We start from the raw sequence: 21,728 nt of genomic DNA on the forward strand, positions 1-21,728 counted from the left end.
GTTTTCATGCCTGATGTAACCCTGACCACCCTGCAAAGCCTCAAGCAGAGCGGCGAGAAAATCGCCATGCTGACCTGCTATGACGCCACCTTCGCCCAGACGGCCAGCCAGGCCGGTGTCGATGTGTTGCTGGTGGGTGACTCCCTCGGCATGGTCTTGCAAGGCCATGACAGCACACTGCCCGTCAGCGTGGCCGACATGGCCTATCACACCGCCAGCGTCAAACGAGGCAACCAAGGCGCGCTGATCCTCGCCGACCTGCCTTTTATGGCCTACGCCACCCTTGAGCAAACCATGAGCAATTGCGCAGCGCTGATGCAAGCCGGTGCGCATATGGTCAAGCTCGAAGGTGCAGCCTGGCTGGCCGAGCCGATTCGCCAACTGGCCGAGCGCGGTGTCCCAGCGTGCGCTCACCTCGGCCTGACGCCGCAAGCGGTGAATATCCTCGGTGGTTACAAGGTTCAAGGCCGTCAGGAAGCATCGGCGCGACAGATGCGTGCCGACGCCATGGCGCTGGAGCAGGCTGGCGCAGCCATGTTGCTGCTGGAATGCGTACCCAGTGAGCTGGCGGCAGAGATCAGCCAGGCAGTGAAGATCCCGGTAATTGGTATTGGTGCCGGCAGCGCCACTGATGGCCAGGTACTGGTCATGCACGACATGCTCGGGCTATCACTGAGCGGGCGCATGCCCAAGTTCGTGAAGAATTTTATGGCCGGCCAGAGCAGCATTCAGAACGCCATTAGCGCCTACGTCAAAGCGGTCAAAGACCAAAGCTTCCCAGCAGCCGAGCACGGATTTTCTGCATGAACACAGTTAAAAGCGTGCGCGAATTACGCGCCGCTGTCGCCCAAGCCCGCGCCGAAGGCAAACAAATCGCCCTCGTGCCAACCATGGGTAACCTCCACGCCGGCCACGCCGCCCTGGTTGAAAAAGCCGTACAACGCGCCGATTTCGTGGTTGCCAGCATCTTCGTCAACCCGCTGCAGTTTGGCCCCGGCGAAGACCTCGATAAATACCCGCGCACCCTGCTGGCCGATCAGGAAAAGCTGGTCGAAGCAGGTTGTCACCTGCTGTTCACTCCGGATGTCGCAGAGATGTACCCACACGGCACTGACGGCCAAACCCGCGTCAGCGTGGCAGGGGTCTCCGAAGGCCTTTGCGGAGCCAGTCGTCCGGGGCACTTCGAAGGCGTCGCCACCGTGGTGAGCAAGCTGTTCAACATGGTGCAGCCGGACCTGGCGATTTTCGGCCAGAAGGACTTCCAGCAACTGGCGGTGATCCGCACCTTGGTGCGTGATCTAAACATGCCGATCCAAATCATCGGCGAGCCAACCGTGCGCGCCGAAGATGGCCTGGCACTGTCTTCGCGCAACGGCTATCTGAGCGCCGAACAACGCGCAATCGCGCCGCTGCTGTACCGCAGCCTGCAGGAGATGGCCACGGCCATTCGCGCCGGCGAACGCGACTACGCCAAGCTCATCGAGGCAACGCAGGCGCAACACCGCGCCGCCGGCTTGCGCCCGGATTACTTAGAAGTGCGCGAATCGAACAGCCTGCGCCCGGCCACGACGGATGATCGTCAGCTGGTAATTCTGTTGGCCGCATCCATCGGCAACACTCGGCTGATCGATAACCTCGCGTTCGACCTCGATACGCCCGCCTGATTAGCCGGATGCCTGCTCCCGGCACCCGCCAGTTACACTCAAGGCCCGGCTTACACCGGGCTTTTTTGCAAGATTCGTAGCACCCAAAACAAGGAACACGCACCCATGGCCTATTACCAGCAGCCGCATGCCGTCACCGCCCTGCCCGCCTGGCAGGCGCTACGCGAGCAGCGCGGGCAGATGAACGACTTCAGCATGCGCGAGGCCTTTGCCAGCGATCCGCAACGTTTTAAACGCTTCTCCCTGAGCAGTAGCGGCTTGATGCTGGATTACTCAAAGAACCTGATCGACGAAAAGACCCTAGGGCTGCTGGTACAACTGGCCGAACAAAGCCAGTTGGGGGAATCCATTCAGGCCCTGTTTAACGGTGATCAGGTTAATGCCTCCGAAGGCCGCGCAGCGCTGCACACCGCCCTGCGCAGCCCAATCGGTCGCAGCCTGAAGCTCAACGGGGTGGACCTGATTCCCCAGGTACACCGCGCACTCAACCAGATGACAGAGCTGGTCAGCCGTATCCACAGCGGCCTGTGGCGCGGTTACAGCGACAAACCGATCACCGAGGTGGTGAACATCGGTATCGGCGGCTCCTTCCTCGGCCCAGAGTTGGTTTCTGAAGCTTTGCGGCCCTTTACCCAGCGCGGTGTACGCTGCCATTACCTGGCCAATATCGACGGCAGCGAGTTCCGTGAACTCACCGCTCAGCTAGACCCCGAGACCACCCTGTTTATCGTCTCGTCAAAATCCTTCAGCACCCTAGAAACCCTGAAGAACGCCCTTGCGGCACGCGACTGGTACCTCGCCCTGGGCGGCCCAGAGGCCGAGCTGCATAAGCATTTCATTGCAGTAACCAGCAACACCGCCGCCGCCGTCGACTTCGGCATCAAGGCGGAAAACATCTTCCCCATGTGGGACTGGGTTGGCGGCCGTTACTCGTTGTGGTCGGCCATTGGCTTACCCATCGCGCTGGCCATCGGCGTCTCCAATTTCAAGGAGCTGCTGGCCGGGGCTTACGCCATGGACCAGCACTTTACCCAAGCGCCACTAGCCGAGAACATGCCGGTGCTGATGGCGCTGCTGGGCATCTGGTACGGCAACTTTTGGGGCGCGAAAAGCCAGGCGATTCTGCCGTACGACCATTACCTGCGGAACTTCACCAAGCACTTGCAGCAACTGGACATGGAATCCAACGGCAAGTCGGTTCGCCAGGACGGTAGCCCGGTGGACTTCAGCACAGGTCCGGTGATCTGGGGCGGCGTCGGCTGCAACGGCCAGCACGCCTACCACCAGCTACTGCACCAGGGCAGCGAACTGATCCCAGCGGACTTTATCGTCCCGGTCAACAGCTTCAGCCCGCTGGCCGACCACCACCAATGGTTGTTTGCCAACTGCCTGTCACAAAGCCAGGCGCTGATGCACGGCAAGACCCGCGCCGAGGCCGAACACGAGCTGCGTGCCAAGGGTCTGGACGAAACCGAAGTACAACGCTTGGCCCCGCACAAGATGATTCCAGGCAACCGTCCGAGCAATATTCTCGTCCTCAACCGGATAGACCCCTTCAGCCTTGGCGCGCTGGTCGCCCTGTATGAGCACAAGGTATTTGTGCAAAGCGCCATCTGGGGCATCAACGCCTTCGACCAGTGGGGCGTTGAGCTGGGTAAAGAGTTGGGCCAGGGCGTTTATCAACGTTTGACCGGGCAACTCGACACCCCCGCCAGCGATGCCTCGACCCAAGGTCTGATTCAGCACTTCCGCGAGCGCCATCGCGGCTAAACCAAAACGCACGCAAGGCCCGGCATGGATGCACAGGGCCAGCACTTGAACCGAGCACCCGCTTGGTCCACCCTAAGAACATTGCGGAACACAACAACAAAGGACCCGCCATGTTCGACATTACTCGCCACCCGGTTACCGACGCTGTACGCCAGCACGCCCATCTGGACAACGACGACTACCTGCGCCTCTACCAGCAGTCGGTTGAGCAGCCTGATGTTTTCTGGGCCGCACAAGCCAAGCAGTTTCTCGACTGGTCAAAGCCATGGGACAGCGTGCAACAGGGCGACCTGCTCAGCGGCAATGGCGCCTGGTTCAAGGGCGGCCAACTGAACGTCAGCTACAACTGCATTGATCGCCACCTGGCCACCCGCGCTGACCAGGTGGCACTGATCTGGGAAGGCGACAACCCCAGTGAATCCGCGCACATCACCTACAAACAGCTGCATCAAAACGTCAGCCGCCTGGCCAATGTGCTGAAAAGCCGTGGGGTGAAAAAGGGCGACCGGGTGTGCATCTACATGCCGATGATCCCCGAGGCCAGCTACGCCATGCTCGCCTGTACGCGCATCGGTGCGGTGCATTCGGTGGTGTTCGGCGGTTTCTCCCCAGATGCGCTGCGTGACCGTATTCTGGATGCCGACTGCCGCACGGTGATCACCGCCGATGAAGGCGTGCGGGGTGGCAAATGCGTGGCCCTCAAGAGCAACGTCGATAAGGCGCTACAGAGCTGTCCGAACGTTGCCACGGTGCTGGTGGTCGAGCGCACCCAAGGCAAGATCGACTGGGTCGAAGGTCGCGACATTTGGTACCACGAAGCCATGAGCGAAGCCGCCAACGACTGCCCGCCCGAGCCGATGGACGCCGAAGACCCGCTGTTTATCCTCTACACCTCCGGCTCCACCGGTAAACCCAAAGGCGTGCTGCACAGCACCGGCGGCTATCTGCTGATGGCCGCGATGACCCACAAGTACGTCTTCGACTACCACGAAGGGGATGTCTACTGGTGCACCGCCGATGTCGGCTGGGTCACCGGGCACAGCTATATCGTCTACGGCCCGCTGGCCAACGGCGCGACCAGCTTGATCTTCGAAGGCGTGCCCAACTACCCGGACGCTTCACGCTTCTGGCAGGTCATCGACAAGCATCAAGTGAATATCTTCTACACCGCCCCCACTGCCCTGCGTGCACTGATGCGCGAAGGCGAAGGGCCGGTCAAGGCCACCTCGCGCAGCAGCCTGCGCCTACTCGGCAGCGTCGGCGAGCCGATCAACCCGGAAGCCTGGGAGTGGTACTTCAACGTCGTTGGCGAACGCCGCTGCCCGATCGTCGACACCTGGTGGCAAACCGAAACCGGGGCGATTCTGATCACCCCGCTGCCGGGCGCAACCGACCTCAAGCCAGGCTCGGCCACCCGCCCGTTCTTCGGCGTGCAGCCGGTGCTGCTCGATGAGCAGGGCAAAGAGATCAACGGCGCAGGCAGCGGCATACTGGCGATCAAGGAAAGCTGGCCCAGCCAGATTCGCAGCATCTACGGCGACCACCAACGGATGATCGACACCTACTTCAAGCCCTTCCCCGGCTATTACTTCAGTGGCGACGGCGCGCGCCGCGACGAGGATGGTTACTACTGGATCACCGGTCGCGTGGACGACGTAATCAACGTCTCCGGCCACCGCATCGGCACCGCCGAGGTGGAGAGCGCGCTGGTGCTGCACGATGCCGTCGCCGAAGCCGCAGTGGTCGGCTACCCACACGACCTCAAAGGCCAGGGCATCTACGCCTTCGTCACGCCGATGAACGGCATAGAGGTCAGCGACGAGCTGAAGAAGGAACTGCTCGCACTGGTCGGTAAGGAAATCGGCAGTTTCGCCAAACCCGAGCTGATTCAGTGGGCGCCGGGCCTGCCAAAAACCCGCTCGGGCAAAATCATGCGGCGTATCCTGCGCAAGATTGCCTGCAACGAGCTGGAGAACATGGGCGACACCTCGACCCTGGCCGACCCCAGCGTGGTCGACGGCTTGATCGAGCAACGCCTGAACCAGTAACGCCAACCGATGGAGGAGCCCGCCTACCGGCTCCTCCAGCTTTCTCCGCCAAGCATGCAGTCACCCATGGAATTGCTCCGCCGCCGTATCGAAGCCCAAGTTCTCAGTCTGAGCGGCATCGCCCTTGGTCAGATCGACTTCGCAAGTCCCCAGGGCGATACCGGCCTGTTCGGCCCTGACTCGGTGAGCTGGCAGGTGCATGGCGACTTCACCAGCATGCTCATTGGCGGTATCAGCGCCCTGCTCCTGCAAGCCTTGCATCCGCTGGCGCTAGCCGGCGTATGGGACCACTCGAATTTTCGTGATGACCTGCTCGGCCGCCTGCGCCGTACCGGCCAATTCATCTCTGGCACCACCTTTGGCGCAACCGCCGACGCCGAATGGCTGATCGACAAGGTCAAAACCATTCACCTCAAGGTCAACGGCACCGCCCCGGATGGCCGCCCCTACGCTGCCAGTGACCCAGCACTGTTGACCTGGGTGCATGTGGCCGAGGTGCACAGCTTTCTGCAGGCGCACCTGCGTTACCGCAACCCGCAACTGAGCGAGGCGGATCAGGACCGCTACTACGCCGAAATCGCCCTGATCGCCGAACGCCTGGGCGCGACACAGGTGCCGCGCTCACGCGCCGAGGTCGCGGCCTATCTAACGGCAGTCCGCCCCGAGTTGCGCTGCGATAAACGCTCCCTGGAAATTCTGCGCATTTTGCTCAACGCGCCCGCTCCCAGCGCGCTCGCCGCACCGGTGGCCAAGCTGCTGATGCAGGCCGGCATCGACCTGCTGCCAGGCTGGGCGCAGGCGATGCTGGGCCAACAGTTCAGTGCGCCGCACAGCCGGCTGATCCATGCCGGCGTGCACAGCCTGGCCCCCGTGCTGCGCTGGGCAGTCCGCAGCGGCGCAGTCCATCGCGCCCGCAAGCGCCTGCAACTGCCGCCCCGAGGCTGACCGGGCAGTTCGAACGCTGGCCGTAAACAAAGCCGCTGTGCCACCATAGCAACCTTTCGCGGCCTGCCGCGCCCACTCCCAAATGAGGATCGCGTTATGCAAGACGTCGTCATCGTTGCCGCTACCCGCACCGCCACCGGCAGCTTCCAAGGCTCACTGGCGAATATCCCGGCACCCGAGCTGGGCGCCGCCGTGATCCGCCAGCTGCTTGCGCAAACCGGCCTGGACGGCGCGCAGGTCGACGAAGTGATCCTCGGCCAAGTACTGACTGCCGGCAGCGGGCAAAACCCCGCACGCCAAGCCGCGATTCTCGCCGGCCTGCCTCACGCGGTGCCGGCGATGACCCTGAACAAGGTCTGCGGCTCGGGCCTCAAAGCCTTGCACCTGGCCGCCCAAGCGATTCGCTGTGGCGATGCCGAGGTGCTGATCGCTGGCGGCATGGAGAACATGAGCCTCTCGCCTTATGTCATGCCTGGCGCACGCACCGGTCTGCGCATGGGCCACGCCAAGCTGGTCGACACCATGATCACCGACGGCCTGTGGGACGCCTTTAACGACTACCACATGGGTATCACCGCCGAGAACCTGGTCGACAAATACAGCATCAGCCGCGAGGAGCAAGACGCCTTCGCCGCGGCCTCGCAGCAGAAAGCCGTCGCGGCCATCGAGTCCGGGCGTTTTGCCGATGAAATCACCCCGATCCTGATTCCTCAGCGCAAGGGCGATCCCGTGGCCTTCGCCACCGACGAGCAGCCACGCGCCGGCACCACCGCCGAGTCGCTGGGCAAACTCAAGCCGGCGTTCAAGAAAGACGGCAGCGTCACCGCCGGCAACGCCTCCAGCCTCAACGACGGTGCCTCTGCGGTACTGCTGATGAGCGCCGCCAAAGCCCAGACGCTCGGCCTGCCGGTTCTGGCGAAAATTGCCAGCTACGCCAACGCCGGCGTCGACCCGGCGATCATGGGCATCGGCCCGGTCAGCGCCACCAATCGCTGCCTGGACAAGGCCGGCTGGACGCTCGCCGACCTCGACCTGATCGAAGCCAACGAAGCCTTCGCTGCCCAAGCCCTGGCGGTAGGCAAAGAGCTGGGCTGGGATGCCGGCAAGGTCAACGTCAACGGCGGCGCGATCGCCCTCGGCCACCCGATTGGCGGCTCCGGCTGCCGGATTCTGGTCACCTTGCTGCACGAGATGATCAAGCGTGATGCGAAAAAAGGCCTGGCGACCCTGTGCATCGGTGGTGGTCAGGGCGTGGCGCTGGCCATCGAACGGGCCTAATCGCACCCGCTGCGCGCAATACCTAACGCCGGCACCCGGATTAACGGGGGCCGGCGTTTTTCTTGGTAAACTGCGCGCCCTCTTTATCCCGAGTCGTCGCGCATGCCCGCTCTCGATCAGGCGCTGCGCGCCGCTCTGCAAAACCGCGAAGTATTACTGGCCGAGCTGCATCAGCAAGGCACCGACTGCTATCGCCTGTTTCACGGCAGCCAGGAAGGTGCCGGTGGCCTGACCGTCGACCGTTACGGCCCACAGTTGTTGGTACAAAGCTTTCACCAAAGCCTCAGCCGCGACGAACTGCTGCAACTGGCCGAGCAATGCCAGGCCAGCCTCGGCGAAGAGCTGCTGCTGGTCTACAACGACCGCTCCCAGGGCAATTCGCGCATCGACCGCAGCGATCCGGTCTACCAGGCCGATCCCGCAGCCCTGGAAGACCTGATTGGTCATGAATGGGCGCTTAATTACCGCGTGCGCGGCCGTCATGCCGGCCAAGACCCGCTGCTATTTCTCGACCTGCGCAACGCCCGCGGCTGGGTTAAAGCGCACAGCAGCGGCAAGTCAGTGCTTAACCTGTTCGCCTACACCTGTGGCGTGGGTTTGGCTGCCGCCGCCGGTGGCGCGCAAGAGGTGCTCAACCTGGACTTTGCCGAGGGCAACCTGGCCGTCGGTCGCGAGAATGGCGCGCTCAACCCCACGCTTGTACCCATGCAGTTTGTGCAGTCGGACTACTTCCCGGCCATTCGCCAACTCGCTGGGCTGCCAATCAATGCGCGCCGTGGCCACAAACTGCCAGCCTATCCGCGTTTAGCACAGCGCCAGTTCGATCTGGTGCTGCTCGACCCTCCGGCCTGGGCCAAAAGCGCTTTTGGCACCGTCGATCTGCTGCGCGACTACCAGAGCCTGCTCAAGCCGGCGATCCTTGCCACGGCTGATGATGGCGTACTGATCTGCTGCAACAACCTGGCAAAAGTTGCCCTGAGCGATTGGCGCGAGCAAGTGCTGCGCTGTGCGGAAAAACTCGGCCGCCCGGTACGTGACTGGCAGGTGCTCCCGCCGGCCAGCGACTTCCCTTCACAGGATGGCCAACCGCCGCTGAAGACCCTGATTCTGCAGTTCTGAGCCACTCGCACACACGGAGAAAGTCGCCGTAGCGCCTCCGCGGAACTGTGCACGCGTGCCATACTCCAAGGCACTTCTTCGTCGGGATAGATGACGTTTTTATGCTTAAAGGAATAAAGCGCGCTGCCAGCGCCATTGCTATCGCGGTTGCCCTCTACAGCCTGCTGGGGTTCCTCATTCTGCCCGGTATAGGTGTGCGCATCGCCAACCAGCAGCTGACCCAATACGCCGAAGTACCCGCCTCGTTGCAACGCGTGCAATTCAACCCGTTCAGCCTGGAGCTCAGCCTTTGGGGCCTGCAGATTGGCGAAGCCGAACAACAGCAAATTGCCTTCGAGCGCCTGTATGCCAACCTGCAAATCGACAGTCTGTGGACCCGCGTGCTGCATCTGGCCGATATCGAACTGGACAAGCCGCACAGCGAAATACTCTTCGGCAAGGACGGTCGCCTTAACCTGACCCAGCTGTTCAAACTGCCGAGCAGCCCACAAGCGAAAAGCGAAGAATCGCCTAGCGAGCCGTTTGCGCTGCGTATCACGCGCATCAAGTTGAGCGGCGGCAACCTGCACTTTCAGGATCTGCGCCCCAGCGAACCGATCGAATTCATCTACGACGACCTTAATGTTGAGCTGCTCAACCTCAGCACTTTGCCGGATGACAAGGCTGACTTGAGCTTGTTCGCCACCGGGCCAAAGGGCGGTCGCATCGACTGGACCGGCACTATCAGCCTGGCCCCCATCAGCTCCAGCGGCAGCCTGAAGGTCACTGACGGCAAGCTGAGCGCTTTCTGGCCCTACGTACGCGATGCCGTGCCACTGGTTCTCGAAGACGGCAGCGTTGACCTCAGCAGCGATTACAGCCTGAACCTGAATAACGGTACCGAGCTGCTGCTAAGCAACACCCGGCTTAAGCTCAGCAGCTTTGCCATCAAGAGCCCGGCGAACAAACCCCTTCTGCGCCTGGCCAACCTGGATATCAGTGACACCCGTGTCGACCTGGCCAAGCAACAGATCAGCGTCGGTAAAATTCGCAGCCAGAAGCTGGAAACCTGGGCCGCACGCGAGGCCGACGGCCAACTCGACTGGCAAAAGCTACTGGCCAGCCAACCCGCCAAACCCGCTCAAACGGCAAGCGCAGCAGCCCCTGCAGCAACACCACCCGCGCCAGTAGAAACCACTACTGCCGCGACCACCGCACAGCAATCAGCCGAATTAAAAGTCGCCAGTGCCGGGCAAGCGAAAGCGCCAAGCAAACCTTGGCAGGTGATTCTGCGTGACGTGCAATTGCGTGATTACCAGGTACACCTGGCTGATCGCGCGGCCGCCCCTGTAGTTAAAATCGATCTCGCGCCGCTCAACCTCGACCTGAATGACTTTGACAGCCTGGGCACTGCCCCTTTCACCCTCAAGCTCGATACTGGGGTGAACAAAACCGGTCTGATCAAGGCGGACGGCCAGGTACAACTGACACCGACCACGGCCAAGCTACAGGTGGTAACCCGCGATATTGATCTGCGCTTAGCGCAAACCTACCTGAGCCCCTTCGTCCACTTGGAGCTGCGCAGCGGCAAGTTGGCCAGCGATCTCGCCGTTGACCTGCAGAGTGTCGAGCCGCTGGCTTTGAAGATCGGCGGACAAGCCGAGATCAATCAGCTGCACACTCTCGACACCCTGAAAAATCGCGACTTCCTCAAGTGGCAGCAGGTACTGGTCGAAGGCCTCGACTACCAGCATGGCCAGGGTTTAGTGATCGACCAGGTCAAACTGCAGCAACCCTATGTGCGCTTTATCATCAACGAAGACCTGACCACCAATATTAACGATCTACTGGTGCCTCAACCGGCCAGCACCGAGCCACGCCAGGCGCCTGCTAAAAAGCCGCTGCCCATCCGCATCGGCGGCATCAGCATCAAGAACGGCTCGGCCAATTTCGCCGACTTCAGCCTGCGCCCTAATTTTGCCACCGCCATTGGCCAGCTCAACGGCCAGATCGGCACGCTGGATAACCAAAGCCCGAAAACGGCCCGCGTGGACATCACCGGCAAGGTCGATAAATACGCCCCGGTGAGTATCAAGGGGCAGCTCACCCCGTTCGACCCGCTGAACAGCCTGGATATCGCCACCAGCTTCAAGAATGTCGAACTGACTACCCTGACGCCCTACTCCGGCAAGTTCGCCGGTTTTCGCATCCGCAAGGGTCGCCTCAATCTCGACCTGCATTACCAGATCGAGAAAGGCCAGCTCAATGCGGAGAACAAGCTGCTGCTCGAAGACCTGCAACTGGGCGAAAAAGTCGACAGCAAGGACGCCATGGACCTGCCCATCCGCCTGGCCGTGGCCTTACTCAAAGACAGCCAAGGCAATATCGAGATCCAGCTACCGGTACAGGGCAACCTCAACAACCCTGAATTCAGCGTGATGCCAATCGTCTGGAAGACCCTGCGCAGCCTGGTAGCGCGCGCGGCGCAGGCTCCGTTTAAATTTATTGGTGGCCTGGTCAGCGGCGGCAGCAAGGTCGACCTCAGCACCGTGCAGTTCAGCGCCGGAGATGACCAGCTCGACGGCCAGGCACAAAGCGCCCTGAACACCCTAGCCAGCGCCTTGAAGGAGCGCCCCACTCTGCGCCTGGAGATCGAAGGCATGAGCGCCCAGAGCAGTGATGGCCCACCACTGGCGGCCGCGCGCCTGGAGCGCCAATACCAAAGTACCTGGTACAAAATACTGCAGCGGCGTGGCGATGACGTACCTGCCGACGCTGGCGAACTGGTGGTGGATGAAGACGACAAAGCCGTACTGCTCGAAGGCATCTACCGTGTTCGCCTGAAGCAGCAACCGCCGGCAGAGTGGAGCAAACTGCCCGACGCAGAACGCAGCACGAAAATGCGCGAAAGCGTGCTGCAATCCTGGGCGCAGAGCCAACAACTGCAGCGACAACTGGCCCAGGCGCGAGCAGCAGAAATAAAGAACTACTTGGTTGAGCGTGGCGGCCTGAGCGCCGAACGGATTTATCTACTGGATGTCAGTACTACTCAAGCGATAGCCGATGGTCGCGTAGCAAGCACGCTGCACCTCGGCAGCGAGTAAGGTCGTTGCATATGCGCACACTGACTACAACGCTGTTACTCGCCCTGATCGGCGCAGCGCCGGTGGCCCTGGCTGAGAGCCTGCGCTGCGGCAGCCAACTGGTGAGCCTGGATGACCGGCGCTTTGAAGTGCTGCAAAAATGCGGCAAACCGGCTTTCCGCGACGTTGTCGGCTATGCCCTCAGCGCCAACGAGCGGCGTGAATACCAGATCGAAGAGTGGGTATACGGTCCTAGCAACGGCATGCTGAGCATTCTGACTTTCGAAGGCAGCCGCTTGCGTGCCATCGAACGGCGGCGCAACCGCTAGGACGTCACGATGAAAAAGCTGCTCTGCAGCCTGCTGCTTGCTCTGCCGATTGCCGCGCAGGCTTCTTCGACCTTGCGCTGCGGGAGCGCACTGATCAGCTTGAATGACTCGACCCGCATCGTCAGCAGCAAGTGCGGTAACCCCATCAGCCGTGAGTTTATCGGCTACCGCGAGGTGCTCGATGAATACGGCTTTTACCATGAAGTCGCCGTAGAAGAATGGGCCTATGGGCCGCGCAACGGCATGTACCATTTTCTGCGCTTCGAAGGTAACCGTCTGATCAAGATCGACAGCAAACGCGGCCAGTAAGTGCCCCGGCCCAGCACAGACTAAAAAGCCCCGCCGGTTACCGGCAGGGCTTTTTGGTTTAAGGATCTACAGCTTGCTGCTGAAATCACGCAGCTCGTCCTGAGCCTTCTCCTTGCTCCACCCGTATCGTTCCTGCAGCTTGCCGGCCAAGTACTCGCTGTGGCCTTCGGCAACATCCAGGTCATCATCCGTCAGGTTGCCCCAACGCTCCTTGATGCGGCCATTGAGCTGCTTCCATTTACCTTTAATGACATCAGCGTTCATCGCTCAATCCTCGTAATCATGTAATTAGCGGGCTGTTGCGCGAGCTTGCGCAAATCCATCGGTTTAGTTCGCGGTTTTTAGGGCTTCGCCAGCAACAGCGGTCACACCTTTGATTTGTTTAGCCTTAGCCACGGCAAGCTCACGCTCAGCCTCGGTGGCGACAACACCCGAGAGGCTGACTACGCCCTGGTTAGTTTCGACTTTGATGTCGATACCGCTCAGCTCACTGTCCGCCAGAAAGGTCGACTTCACTTTGCTGGTAATCCAGGTATCGGTGACGGCGTCTTCCGTGGCGTTCATGGTTTCACTGGCGGCCAACATGGTCGGCTGCACGGCACTGCGGGTGTCAGCAAGAACCGGCCCGGCCAATAACAGGCTCAGGGCAGTGGCGGTCAGAGTGGCGCTGGCAACGTGCTTGATTGGCTGTTTCATGGATGGTGCTCCTGCATGAGTAAAATTAGCGGCAACCTTCATTGGCTGCGCTTACACCAAGACAGTTGCAGGTGGCATGCCAGCTTCATAAATTTATAATTACCTTTAAATTTCAATAACTTAAAGAAATCATAAACAACTCTATTCCGTGCATTTTGCATGCATGGCTCGGTTAAGCCATGCACTGTGCACGACCTTTTTTATAAGCCAAAAAAAGGACCCCGAAGGGTCCTCTTTTTAAACAGCGTAGGAGCGATTAAGCACCCGACGCCTTGGCAGCAGCGACGTCCTTGATGGACAGCTTGATACGACCGCGGTTATCCACGTCCAGTACCAACACTTCAACTTCCTCGCCTTCCTTAAGAATGTCGGTCACCTTCTCAACACGCGCATCGCTGAGCATGGAGATGTGTACCAGACCGTCTTTGCCCGGCAGGATGTTAACGAAGGCACCGAAGTCAACGATACGCTCAACCTTGCCGATGTAGATCTTGCCGATCTCGGCTTCTGCGGTGATCCCCAGAACACGCTGGCGTGCTGCCTCTGCCGCGTCCTTGGTTTCGCCGAAGATCTTGATGCTGCCGTCGTCTTCGATGTCGATCGAAGCCTTGGTTTCTTCGCAGATGGCACGGATGGTTGCACCACCTTTACCGATCACGTCGCGAATCTTGTCCTGGTCGATCTTCATCGCGATCATGGTTGGCGCGTTGGCCGACAGCTCGGTACGCGACTGAGCAATCACCTGGTTCATCTGGCCAAGGATATTCAGGCGCGCTTCAAGCGCCTGATTCAGCGCGATTTCCATGATCTCTTCGGTGATGCCCTGGATCTTGATGTCCATCTGCAGAGCGGTAACGCCCTTGTCAGTACCGGCCACCTTGAAGTCCATGTCACCGAGGTGATCTTCGTCACCGAGGATGTCGGTCAGTACCGCGAACTTCTCGCCTTCTTTAACCAGACCCATGGCAATACCGGCAACCGGCGCCTTCATCGGCACACCAGCGTCCATCAGAGCCAGGGAAGCACCGCAAACCGAGGCCATGGAGCTGGAACCGTTGGATTCGGTGATTTCCGAGACCACACGGATGGTGTACGGGAACACGTCAGCAGCCGGCAGCATGGCGGCGATGGAGCGACGCGCCAGACGGCCATGACCGATTTCGCGGCGGCCAGTAGCGCCCATACGACCACACTCACCGACCGAGTACGGCGGGAAGTTGTAGTGCAGCATGAAGGGGTCTTTACGCTCGCCTTCAAGGGTGTCGAGCAGCTGGGCGTCACGTGCGGTACCGAGGGTGGCAACCACCAGCGCCTGAGTTTCACCACGGGTAAACAACGCCGAACCGTGGGTCTTGTCCAGCACCCCAACTTCGATGTTCAGGCCACGCACAGTGCGGGTGTCACGGCCGTCGATACGCTGCTTGCCGTTAACGATGTTCTCGCGCACGGTGCGGTATTCGATTTCGCCGAAGATTTCTTTAACTTCGCCGGCCGATGGCTGACCCTCTTCACCGGAGAACTTGGCAACGACTTCGTTACGCAGCTCACCCAGACGGGCATAACGCTCGTGCTTGATGGTGATGGTGTAGGCCTGCGAGATGGCATCGCCGAACTCGCCGCGGATGGCGTTGAGCAGCGCGGTGTTCTCAGCCTTTGGCTGCCAGTCCCAAGTAGGCTTGGCGGCTTCAGCAGCCAACTCGGCAATAGCGTCAATCACAACTTGGAATTCGTCGTGGGCGAACAGTACAGCGCCCAACATCTGGTCTTCGGTCAGCTCTTTGGCTTCCGATTCAACCATCAGCACGGCGTCTTTGGTACCGGCTACGACCATGTCCAGGCTGGAAGCCTTGAGCTGCTCGTAGTTGGGGTTCAGCAGGTAGCCGGTTTCCGGGTGGAAGGCAACGCGCGCGGCGCCGATCGGGCCGTTGAACGGAATACCAGAGATAGCCAGAGCCGCCGAGGTACCGATCATCGCCGCGATGTCCGGATCGGTCTTCTTGCTGGTCGAGATCACGGTGCAGATAACCTGCACTTCGTTCTGGAAACCCTCTGGGAACAGCGGACGGATCGGACGGTCGATCAGGCGCGAGGTCAGGGTTTCTTTTTCGCTTGGGCGTGCTTCACGCTTGAAGAAGCCGCCTGGAATTTTACCGGCTGCGTAGGTTTTTTCCTGATAGTGCACGGACAGCGGGAAAAAGCCTTTGCTCGGGTCAGCAGTCTTGGCGCCAGTGACAGCAACCAGTACGGCCACGTCGTCATCAACGGTGACCAGCACGGAGCCTGAGGCTTGACGGGCGATACGGCCAGTCTCGAGGGTTACGGTCGACTGACCGAATTGAAACTTCTTGATTACCGGGTTCACGGTGTTTTCCTTCTCTTTATTGCCCTTGGGGAAAGCGTTTCTTGCCTCCGCGCGCTCGTCTCGATGAGGTGCCCGCGGGTCTTACAGAATGAGTGGGCGGCGACGGGAATCGGACCCGCTGTCGTCCAAAAACAGCTACAGCACAAACGCAAAAGCTGGAAGCGGGGTAAACCCCACTTCCAGCTTCGGCAGTCAGCTTCGCATAAGCATTGCTTAGCGACGCAGACCCAGGCGACCGATCAAAGCGGTGTAACGAGCAACTTCCTTACCTTTCAGGTAATCCAGCAGCTTACGACGCTGGTTTACCATACGGATCAGGCCACGACGCGAGTGGTGGTCTTTACCGTTGGCCTTGAAGTGACCCTGCAGCTTGTTGATGTTGGCGGTCAGCAGTGCAACCTGCACTTCCGGGCTACCAGTGTCGCCTTCAGCTTGCTTGTAGTCGGTAACGATTTGAGCTTTTTCTTCAACGCTGAGTGCCATGTGGGCAATCCTCTCAGTTAGGCAACCGCCGAAACAGTCGCAATAGGCCGGGAATTACTTCCCGTGTTTTTAAGTGAGGTATGACCGCGCCTATTAACAGCCACCCTCGAAGCACGCAGACCGGAGCCTAAACCCCTAGCCGCGCTACGGTCATGCCGACCGAATTCTGCAGCACAGGCCTGTGGCCCGTGCCTGCAACCCAGGCTACGCCTTGGTTGCAATCAATCGACGCGGCGCAATGCGCCCGTCTTCGCTCACTTCACCGATACCGATAAAGCGACCATTGTGATCTTGCACCCGTACCATGCCGAACTTCGGCGCGTCCGGTGCGCGTACCGGCTGCCCTTGCAACCAGTAGAACGAACTGTGCTCGGAGAACTGCAGCAGCGGCCAATGCTGCAAGCCACTGTCGGCCGGCAGCAAGAACTGATCGACCGCCTCGTTACCGCCTTCAGCATGCACACGTTCCAGCTCTTCGAGCGTCACGGTGCGGCTCAAGTCGAACGGGCCAGCCTTGGTTCTGCGTAGTTCTGCAACATGTGCACCGCAACCGAGCAAGTGGCCGATGTCTTCGACCAGAGTACGGATATAGGTGCCTTTGCTGCAATCGACCGCCAGGCGCGCCTGCTCCGCCTCGCAGCCTAGTAATTCCAAGCGCGCAATAGTAACAGAACGCGGCTCGCGCTCCACTACTTCACCGGCACGGGCCAGCTTGTAAAGCGGTTGACCATCGCGCTTGAGCGCCGAGTACATCGGCGGTATCTGACTGATTTGACCGCGAAACTGCGGCAGAACAGCATCGATATCGGCACGACCAACGGTCACTGGGCGACGTTCTAGCACTTCACCCTCGGCATCTGCCGTGGTGGTGGTCACACCCAATTGCATCAGCGTCTCGTAGCCTTTATCGGCATCCAGCAGGTACTGGGAAAACTTGGTCGCCTCACCAAAGCACAACGGCAAGACGCCGGTAGCCAATGGGTCGAGGCTACCGGTATGCCCAGCCTTCTCGGCATTCAGCAACCAGCGCACCTTTTGCAGCGCAGCATTGGAGCTAAAGCCTTTGGGCTTATCCAGCAGGATGATGCCATCGACGGCACGACGAATACGTTTCACCTGAGCCACGCGCTTACTCCTTGGGCTCAGCCGAATCGTCATCGTGCTGACGGTCTTGGCTGACTGCCCGCTCGATCAGTGCCGACAGCTGCGCACCACGAATCACGCTTTCGTCGTAATGGAAACGCAGGTTCGGCACGCTGCGCAGCTTCATCGCGCGGCCCAACTGCATACGCAGGAAGCCACTGGCGTCGTTGAGCACCTTGATGCTCTGCGCAACGGGATCAACACCCTCTTCAGGCTCGCCAGCGCCCATCACGGTGACGAACACCTTGGCATGACTGGAGTCACGACTGACCTCCACCGCCGTGATGGTCACCAGGCCGCCAAGACGCGGGTCTTTGACTTCCAGGCGGATCAACTGCGCCAGTTCGCGCTGTATCTGGTCGCCGATGCGCTGGGCCCGGCTAAATTCTTTGGCCATTTCTTACTACCTTCACTCGTCACACTGCCAAAAAAGCAGCGGACCTAAAAGCGGCAAACGCCCGGCCGCGCAAATGCGGGGCCGGGCGCTGCGTATTGCGACGCGTGCTTACAAGCTACGGGCCACTTGGACTTTCTCGAACACTTCGATCTTGTCGCCGACCTTAACGTCGTTGTAGCTCTTCACGCCGATACCGCACTCCATGCCGTTACGCACTTCGGCCGCATCGTCTTTGAAGCGACGCAGGGATTCCAGCTCGCCTTCGAAGATCACCACGTCGTCACGCAGTACGCGGATCGGACGGTTACGGTGAACCGTACCCTCGATCACCATACAACCGGCGATCGCGCCGAACTTCGGCGAACGGAACACGTCACGCACTTCAGCGACACCCAGAATGTTCTCGCGAACATCGCTGCCGAGCATGCCGGTCAGGGCTTTCTTGACGTCTTCAATGATGTCGTAGATCACGTTGTAGTAACGCATATCCAGACCTTCCTGCTCGACGATCTTGCGCGCACCGGCATCGGCACGCACATTGAAGCCGAACAGAACAGCGTTGGAGGCCAGCGCCAGGTTGGCATCGGATTCGGTGATACCACCGACGCCGCCACCGACCACACGCACTTGCACTTCATCGTTACCCAGGCCGCCGAGCGAACCCTGCAGCGCTTCAAGCGAACCACGCACGTCAGATTTGAGGACGATGTTAAGCGTCTTCTTCTCTTCCTGGCCCATGTTCTCGAAGATATTTTCCAGCTTGCCGGCGTGAGCACGGGCCAGCTTAACTTCGCGGAACTTGCCTTGACGGAACAGCGCGACTTCGCGGGCTTTCTTCTCGTCAGACAGCACGCTCATGTCATCGCCAGCTTCCGGCGTGCCGTCCAGACCGAGAATCTCGACCGGGATCGACGGGCCTGCTTCTTTAATGGCCTTGCCGTTTTCATCAAGCATGGCGCGGATTCGGCCGTAGTTGGAACCGATCAGCACCATGTCGCCTTGGCGCAGGGTACCGTCTTGAACCAGTACGGTGGCAACCGGACCGCGGCCTTTATCGAGGCGCGATTCAACCACTACACCGCGACCTGGGGCCGTCGGTGTGGCTTTCAGCTCAAGAATCTCAGCCTGCAGCAATACGGCTTCCAGCAGCTCATCGACACCGGTACCGGCTTTGGCCGAGACAGGAACGAACGGCGTATCACCACCCCACTCTTCCGACGTCACGCCGTGAACCGACAATTCACTACGGATGCGATCGAGATCAGCGCCCGGCTTGTCGATCTTGTTCACTGCAACCACCAGCGGCACACCAGCCGCCTTAGCGTGCTGAACAGCTTCAATGGTCTGCGGCATCACGCCGTCGTCGGCTGCAACAACCAGGATCACGATATCGGTTGCCTTGGCACCACGGGCACGCATTGCGGTAAACGCCGCGTGGCCCGGGGTGTCGAGGAAGGTGACCATGCCGCGCTCGGTTTCAACGTGGTACGCACCGATATGCTGGGTGATACCACCGGCTTCGCCAGCAGCAACCTTGGCACGACGAATGTAGTCGAGTAGCGAGGTTTTACCGTGGTCAACGTGGCCCATTACGGTCACAACCGGCGCACGGGAGAACGACTCACCCTCAAACTTCAAGGACTCGGCCAGGGAATCTTCCAGGGCGTTGTCGCTAACCAGCTTGACCTTGTGACCCAGCTCTTCGGCGATCAACTGGGCAGTTTCCTGATCCAGTACCTGGTTGATGGTCACCGGGGTGCCCATTTTGAACATGAACTTGATGACTTCAGCCGCCTTAACCGACATCTGATTGGCAAGATCGCCAACAGTGATGGTTTCGCCGATTGCCACGTCACGTACTACAGGGCCGGTTGGGCTCTGGAAGCCGTGCGCATTGCGCTTCTTCAGCTTGCCTTTGCCACGACCGCCGCGACGGAAGTTATCGCTTTCCTCGTCGGTGGTACGCGGGGCAACACGCGGAGCAGGCGCTTTTTCCTTAACACTCGGGCGATGCTGAGTGGTTTTACGCTCACCACCACGACGGTCAGCATCATCATTGCGTGCTTTATCTGGGCGACGCGGTTCTTCTTTCTTGCGCTCTTCTGCAGCAGGGGCAGCCACTACTGGCCGTTCAACCGCTGCAGCAGCCGGAGTCGCTTCCACCGCTGCAGCGCCGCCAGCAGGAGCCGCTCGCTGCGCTTCTTCTGCGGCGCGACGCTTGGCTTCTTCTTCAACTTTTACCCGTGCAGCTTCAGCCACCGCACGCTGCTCAGCCAGTTCCCGCTGCTTTTCAGCTTCGATTTCTTCAGCGCTGCGCTTGACGAAGGTCTTCTTCTTGCGCACTTCAACGCTGATGGTCTTGCTATTGCCAGCGCGCAGGGTGCTGGTGGTTTTGCGCTGCAAGGTAATCTTGCGCGGCTCTTCTGTTTTGCTGTCGCCGTGACTGCTCTTGAGGTGGGCCAACAGGGCCTGCTTCTCACTGTCAGTGACCGCTTGCTCAGCGCTCATGTGCGGCAAACCTGCCTCGCGCATTTGCTGCAGCAGGCGTTCAACCGGCGTATTGACCACTTGGGCCAGTTCTTTAACCGTGACTTGCGTCATGTATTTCTCTCCTCAGGCCGCAACTGCTTACTCGAACCAATGGGCTCGGGCGGCCATGATCAACTTGCCGGCTCGCTCAGCGTCGATACCGTCGATGTCGAGCAGGTCATCAATAGACTGCTCGGCCAGGTCTTCGCGGTTAATAACGCCGCGCACTGCCAGTTCATGCGCAAGCGCCTTATCCATCCCCTCTAGCGAGAGCAAGTCTTCGGCTGGGTGGGCATCTGCCAGCTTTTCCTCGTTGGCGATGGCTTTAGTCAGCAAGCGATCTTTGGCGCGGGCGCGGAGCTCGCTGACGATATCCTCGTCAAAGCCATCAATGCTGAGCATTTCTTCCATCGGTACGTAGGCAATTTCTTCAAGGCTGGTGAAGCCCTCTTCGACCAACACCTGGGCCAGCTCTTCGTCGACTTCCAACTCATCGATAAAGCGCTGCAGGATGTCGCCTGTTTCCGCTTGCTGCTTGGCCTGGATGTCCGCCTCGGTCATCACGTTCAAGGTCCAGCCAGTCAACTGACTGGCCAAACGCACGTTTTGACCGCCGCGGCCAATGGCCTGAGCAAGGTTGTCTGCGCCAACGGCGATGTCCATAGCATGGGCATCTTCGTCGACAATAATGGCGGCCACTTCTGCCGGCGACATGGCGTTGATCACGAACTGCGCAGGGTTGTCATCCCACAGCACGATATCCACACGCTCACCCGCCAACTCACCGGAGACCGCCTGCACACGCGAACCGCGCATGCCGATACAGGCACCCTGCGGGTCGATGCGCTTGTCTTTAGAACGCACGGCCAGTTTGGCGCGCGAACCCGGGTCACGGGACGCGCCCATGACTTCGATCAGCTCTTCGGCAATTTCCGGCACTTCAATGCGGAACAGCTCGATCAGCATTTCCGGCGCGGTACGCGACAGAATCAACTGCGGGCCACGGTTCTCGGTACGAATTTCCTTGAGCAGGGCACGCAAGCGCACACCAACACGGAAAGTTTCGCGGGAGATAATGTCTTCGCGAGCCAGCATGGCCTCGGCGTTATTACCCAAGTCAACAATGACGCTGTCGCGGGTTACTTTCTTCACGGTGCCAGAGATGATTTCACCCAGACGCTCGCGATAAGCCTCGACGACCTGAGCACGCTCAGCCTCACGGACTTTCTGCACAATCACTTGCTTGGCGGTTTGCGCGGCGATACGACCGAACTCGATAGAGTCAATCTTCTCTTCCAGCACATCGCCCACTTTAGCATCGGCTTCAACAGCACGCGGCATATCAGTGGTGACCTGGTGTGCAGGATCATCAAAATCAGCTTCTTCCACCACGGTCCAGCAGCGGAATGTTTCGTAGTTGCCGGTCTGGCGATTGATCGCCACACGCAACTCGACTTCATCTTCAAAACGCTTTTTGGTAGCCGTGGCCAAAGCCAGTTCCAGCGCTTCAAAAATTACGCTAGCCGGCACGCCCTTTTCGTTGGAAACCGACTCAACAACCAGCAGTACTTCTTTGCTCATCGTACGCCTCGCC

The 21,728-nt window shown here is 59.9% G+C and carries 18 protein-coding genes; 10 read left to right on the forward strand and 8 right to left on the reverse strand.

All coding sequences use genetic code 11. The features are described 5' to 3' along the window. Positions 1-6: 6 nt before the first annotated feature. The 10 genes from panB to Q0V31_RS01225 all read left to right on the forward strand — a co-directional run bounded on the left by panB (position 7) and on the right by Q0V31_RS01225 (position 12,524). On the forward strand, positions 7-807 hold the full coding sequence (panB, locus tag Q0V31_RS01180; RefSeq protein ID WP_298183393.1) for a 3-methyl-2-oxobutanoate hydroxymethyltransferase: 801 nt from the start codon (positions 7-9) through the stop codon (positions 805-807). Further along, a complete protein-coding gene (panC, locus tag Q0V31_RS01185; protein WP_298183419.1) occupies positions 804-1,664 on the forward strand; it encodes a pantoate--beta-alanine ligase in 861 nt (286 codons plus the stop codon). Before panB ends, panC begins: the two co-directional genes overlap by 4 nt. 105 nt (positions 1,665-1,769) lie before the next feature. Then, a complete protein-coding gene (gene pgi, locus Q0V31_RS01190) occupies positions 1,770-3,434 on the forward strand; it encodes a glucose-6-phosphate isomerase (protein WP_298183428.1) in 1,665 nt (554 codons plus the stop codon). Positions 3,435-3,544: 110 nt separating this feature from the next. Beyond that, complete coding sequence (gene acs, locus Q0V31_RS01195) at positions 3,545-5,482, forward strand: acetate--CoA ligase (RefSeq protein WP_298183436.1); 1,938 nt, start codon at positions 3,545-3,547, stop codon at positions 5,480-5,482. Between the two features lie 66 nt (positions 5,483-5,548). Beyond that, the gene (locus Q0V31_RS01200) at positions 5,549-6,427 is read left to right on the forward strand and encodes an oxygenase MpaB family protein (protein ID WP_298183456.1); all 879 of its coding nucleotides are present in this window, start codon (positions 5,549-5,551) and stop codon (positions 6,425-6,427) included. A gap of 96 nt (positions 6,428-6,523) precedes the next feature. Further along, a complete protein-coding gene (locus Q0V31_RS01205) occupies positions 6,524-7,705 on the forward strand; it encodes an acetyl-CoA C-acetyltransferase (protein ID WP_298183465.1) in 1,182 nt (393 codons plus the stop codon). A gap of 102 nt (positions 7,706-7,807) precedes the next feature. Next, positions 7,808-8,824, forward strand: a complete 1,017-nt coding sequence (locus Q0V31_RS01210; RefSeq protein WP_298183471.1) for a class I SAM-dependent methyltransferase — start codon at positions 7,808-7,810, stop codon at positions 8,822-8,824. 101 nt (positions 8,825-8,925) lie between these two features. Next, on the forward strand, positions 8,926-11,907 hold the full coding sequence (locus Q0V31_RS01215) for a DUF748 domain-containing protein (protein ID WP_298183480.1): 2,982 nt from the start codon (positions 8,926-8,928) through the stop codon (positions 11,905-11,907). Positions 11,908-11,918: 11 nt separating this feature from the next. Then, positions 11,919-12,215: a DUF2845 domain-containing protein gene (locus Q0V31_RS01220; RefSeq protein ID WP_298183482.1), complete on the forward strand. Its 297-nt coding sequence runs from the start codon at positions 11,919-11,921 to the stop codon at positions 12,213-12,215. Positions 12,216-12,224: 9 nt separating this feature from the next. Then, on the forward strand, positions 12,225-12,524 hold the full coding sequence (locus tag Q0V31_RS01225) for a DUF2845 domain-containing protein (RefSeq protein WP_298183484.1): 300 nt from the start codon (positions 12,225-12,227) through the stop codon (positions 12,522-12,524). A 66-nt stretch (positions 12,525-12,590) separates the two neighbouring features. Here Q0V31_RS01225 and Q0V31_RS01230 read toward each other — a convergent pair whose 3' ends face one another. The 8 genes from Q0V31_RS01230 to nusA all read right to left on the reverse strand — a co-directional run bounded on the left by Q0V31_RS01230 (position 12,591) and on the right by nusA (position 21,715). After that, entirely contained in the window at positions 12,591-12,788 is a 198-nt protein-coding gene (locus Q0V31_RS01230; RefSeq protein ID WP_298183486.1) for a CsbD family protein, read from the reverse strand. A gap of 63 nt (positions 12,789-12,851) precedes the next feature. Next, complete coding sequence (locus tag Q0V31_RS01235; protein ID WP_298183488.1) at positions 12,852-13,220, reverse strand: BON domain-containing protein; 369 nt, start codon at positions 13,218-13,220, stop codon at positions 12,852-12,854. Between the two features lie 256 nt (positions 13,221-13,476). Then, a complete protein-coding gene (gene pnp / locus Q0V31_RS01240; protein ID WP_298183490.1) occupies positions 13,477-15,582 on the reverse strand; it encodes a polyribonucleotide nucleotidyltransferase in 2,106 nt (701 codons plus the stop codon). 213 nt (positions 15,583-15,795) lie between these two features. Continuing rightward, positions 15,796-16,065, reverse strand: coding sequence for a 30S ribosomal protein S15 (rpsO, locus tag Q0V31_RS01245; RefSeq protein ID WP_298183492.1), 270 nt, complete (start codon positions 16,063-16,065; stop codon positions 15,796-15,798). Positions 16,066-16,269: 204 nt separating this feature from the next. Then, positions 16,270-17,190, reverse strand: a complete 921-nt coding sequence (gene truB / locus Q0V31_RS01250) for a tRNA pseudouridine(55) synthase TruB (RefSeq protein ID WP_298183494.1) — start codon at positions 17,188-17,190, stop codon at positions 16,270-16,272. Positions 17,191-17,194: 4 nt separating this feature from the next. Continuing rightward, a complete protein-coding gene (gene rbfA, locus Q0V31_RS01255; protein ID WP_298183496.1) occupies positions 17,195-17,605 on the reverse strand; it encodes a 30S ribosome-binding factor RbfA in 411 nt (136 codons plus the stop codon). Between the two features lie 108 nt (positions 17,606-17,713). Continuing rightward, positions 17,714-20,206 carry a translation initiation factor IF-2 gene (infB, locus tag Q0V31_RS01260; protein ID WP_298183498.1) on the reverse strand — a complete coding sequence of 831 codons (2,493 nt, stop codon included), beginning with the start codon at positions 20,204-20,206 and terminating at the stop codon, positions 17,714-17,716. A 27-nt stretch (positions 20,207-20,233) separates the two neighbouring features. Next, on the reverse strand, positions 20,234-21,715 hold the full coding sequence (gene nusA / locus Q0V31_RS01265) for a transcription termination factor NusA (protein ID WP_298183504.1): 1,482 nt from the start codon (positions 21,713-21,715) through the stop codon (positions 20,234-20,236). Positions 21,716-21,728 lie beyond the last annotated feature (13 nt).

This window comes from uncultured Pseudomonas sp., assembly GCF_943846705.1.
GTDB lineage: Bacteria > Pseudomonadota > Gammaproteobacteria > Pseudomonadales > Pseudomonadaceae > Aquipseudomonas.

Bases quoted from the DNA above. Each gene is read 5' to 3' on its own strand.
- panB (WP_298183393.1), top strand. From the start codon at position 7: ATGCCTGATGTAACCCTGACCACCCTGCAAAGCCTCAAGCAGAGCGGC.
- Q0V31_RS01210 (WP_298183471.1), top strand. From the start codon at position 7,808: ATGCCCGCTCTCGATCAGGCGCTGCGCGCCGCTCTGCAAAACCGCGAA.
- rbfA (WP_298183496.1), bottom strand. From the start codon at position 17,605: ATGGCCAAAGAATTTAGCCGGGCCCAGCGCATCGGCGACCAGATACAG.
- acs (WP_298183436.1), top strand. From the start codon at position 3,545: ATGTTCGACATTACTCGCCACCCGGTTACCGACGCTGTACGCCAGCAC.
- panC (WP_298183419.1), top strand. From the start codon at position 804: ATGAACACAGTTAAAAGCGTGCGCGAATTACGCGCCGCTGTCGCCCAA.
- pgi (WP_298183428.1), top strand. From the start codon at position 1,770: ATGGCCTATTACCAGCAGCCGCATGCCGTCACCGCCCTGCCCGCCTGG.
- Q0V31_RS01205 (WP_298183465.1), top strand. From the start codon at position 6,524: ATGCAAGACGTCGTCATCGTTGCCGCTACCCGCACCGCCACCGGCAGC.
- Q0V31_RS01200 (WP_298183456.1), top strand. From the start codon at position 5,549: ATGGAATTGCTCCGCCGCCGTATCGAAGCCCAAGTTCTCAGTCTGAGC.
- infB (WP_298183498.1), bottom strand. From the start codon at position 20,206: ATGACGCAAGTCACGGTTAAAGAACTGGCCCAAGTGGTCAATACGCCG.
- Q0V31_RS01225 (WP_298183484.1), top strand. From the start codon at position 12,225: ATGAAAAAGCTGCTCTGCAGCCTGCTGCTTGCTCTGCCGATTGCCGCG.
- rpsO (WP_298183492.1), bottom strand. From the start codon at position 16,065: ATGGCACTCAGCGTTGAAGAAAAAGCTCAAATCGTTACCGACTACAAG.
- Q0V31_RS01230 (WP_298183486.1), bottom strand. From the start codon at position 12,788: ATGAACGCTGATGTCATTAAAGGTAAATGGAAGCAGCTCAATGGCCGC.
- Q0V31_RS01220 (WP_298183482.1), top strand. From the start codon at position 11,919: ATGCGCACACTGACTACAACGCTGTTACTCGCCCTGATCGGCGCAGCG.
- Q0V31_RS01235 (WP_298183488.1), bottom strand. From the start codon at position 13,220: ATGAAACAGCCAATCAAGCACGTTGCCAGCGCCACTCTGACCGCCACT.
- Q0V31_RS01215 (WP_298183480.1), top strand. From the start codon at position 8,926: ATGCTTAAAGGAATAAAGCGCGCTGCCAGCGCCATTGCTATCGCGGTT.
- nusA (WP_298183504.1), bottom strand. From the start codon at position 21,715: ATGAGCAAAGAAGTACTGCTGGTTGTTGAGTCGGTTTCCAACGAAAAG.